The organism is Ruminococcus sp. MCC718, from assembly GCF_018783905.1.
Taxonomy (GTDB): Bacteria; Bacillota; Clostridia; order Lachnospirales; family Lachnospiraceae; genus Hominisplanchenecus; species Hominisplanchenecus faecis.
Genome location: NZ_WQNP01000136.1, coordinates 1 through 1,671 on the forward strand (window position 1 = coordinate 1; position 1,671 = coordinate 1,671).

Annotated in this window: 2 protein-coding genes; both read left to right on the top strand. The window is 44.9% G+C overall.

The genetic code is table 11. From position 1 onward, the window contains the following. Positions 1-86: 86 nt before the first annotated feature. The gene (yqeB, locus tag GPK60_RS11890) at positions 87-929 is read left to right on the top strand and encodes a selenium-dependent molybdenum cofactor biosynthesis protein YqeB (RefSeq protein WP_173899098.1); all 843 of its coding nucleotides are present in this window, start codon (positions 87-89) and stop codon (positions 927-929) included. Positions 930-1,030: 101 nt separating this feature from the next. After that, positions 1,031-1,513 carry a cyclic pyranopterin monophosphate synthase MoaC gene (moaC, locus tag GPK60_RS11895; protein ID WP_173896934.1) on the top strand — a complete coding sequence of 161 codons (483 nt, stop codon included), beginning with the start codon at positions 1,031-1,033 and terminating at the stop codon, positions 1,511-1,513. The last annotated feature ends 158 nt before the right edge of the window (positions 1,514-1,671 follow it).

A 1,671-nucleotide genomic window follows, 5' to 3' on the forward strand; every position in this document is an offset into this window, starting at 1 on the left:
TTTATATCATCAAAAGCATACTCGTTGAAGTAGGAATGAAACATAAAGGTTTATAACTTTTTATAAGTTTTCAGTAACGGATTAAAATGAAACGGAATAGTTTGATCATCTGCCGCGGCGGAGGGGATCTGGCGACAGGGATCGTACACCGTCTGCACCGGGCGGGATTTCGTGTGCTGGTGCTGGAAACGGATCATCCGGCGGCGATCCGCCGTCAGGTTTCGTTCTGTGAGGCGGTCTACGAAGGAAAAGCGACCGTGGAAGGCGTGACGGCACAGAGGATTGATTCTGTATCTGAAATGGAAGAAGTTTTTGCCGGAGGATGTGTACCGCTTTTCGTTGATTCCAAAGGAGCGTCAATCGCAGAGCTGCATCCGGATGTCGTGGTGGATGCGATCATTGCCAAGAAAAACCTTGGAACAACAAAAGAGATGGCTCCGCTTGTGATCGGAGTCGGGCCTGGATTTACGGCCGGGGTCGATGTGGATCTTGTGATCGAATCGATGCGTGGACATAATCTGGCAAGAATTTTAGAAGAAGGATCGGCACTTCCGAATACCGGGATTCCGGGCAATATCGGTGGATTTACAAAAGAACGCGTAATCCATGCACCGACAGAAGGATTTATCAAAAATATCCACCAGATCGGTGATGTAGTGGAAGCGGGCACAGAGATTGCCAGAATTTATGAAAACATGGATGAATCCGGAAATTTTAGCGGTGCATCGGTAGCAGTTCCGGCAACAATCACCGGCATTATCCGAGGTCTGATCCGAGAAGGCTATCATTTTCCGAAAGGATTTAAGATCGCAGATATTGATCCAAGAGAAGGTGAATTGAAAAACTGTTTTACGATTTCAGATAAAGCCAGAAGTATCGGCGGCAGCGTGCTGGAAGCGGTTTGTCATCATGTAAATACGTGCAGCTAAAATTGAGTCAGACACAGGTGAAACAATCTGACGGATGGTTTAAAATGAGGATAATGCGGATAAACTAGTCGAAACAGATTAACAGGACGGATAGAAACAGTATGAATGAAAAGAAACTGACACATTTCAACGAAAGCGGCGAGGCACATATGGTGGATGTCCATGAAAAGGCAGATACATACCGTGTGGCGAAAGCGGAGGGCACCATTTTTGTAAATGAGGATGCTTTTGCGGCAATTTCGCAGGGAACGGCAAAAAAGGGAGATGTACTTGGAATTGCCCGCATCGCCGGGATCATGGGGGCAAAAAACAATGCATCCTTGATTCCGCTGTGTCATCCGATCGCAATGACAAAATGTGATGTGGATTTTGAATTAAATGAAGAAAAAAAGAGCATAAAAGCTGTCTGCAAAACGGCCTGCTTCGGAAAGACCGGTGTGGAGATGGAAGCACTGAGCGGAGTGAGCATTGCACTGCTGACCATCTACGATATGTGCAAAGCACTGGATCGGGCCATGGAGATCACGGACATCCATCTGCTGGAAAAGGCTGGCGGAAAGAGCGGACATTTTAAGAGAAAATAAAATCATCCATCAAAACACAGGAACAGACAGTTCAAAATAAAGGAACACAGGAGCGTACCACATACAGAAATAAGGGGGAATTAACAGTTAAACATAAATTATAAAATTATATAAGTATATGTTGAGTTTTGCAAGATATTAGAGTAGAATATTATTGA

Excerpts from the sequence above, each read along its gene's own strand:
- moaC (WP_173896934.1), top strand. The coding sequence starts at position 1,031 with ATGAATGAAAAGAAACTGACACATTTCAACGAAAGCGGCGAGGCACAT.
- yqeB (WP_173899098.1), top strand. The coding sequence starts at position 87 with ATGAAACGGAATAGTTTGATCATCTGCCGCGGCGGAGGGGATCTGGCG.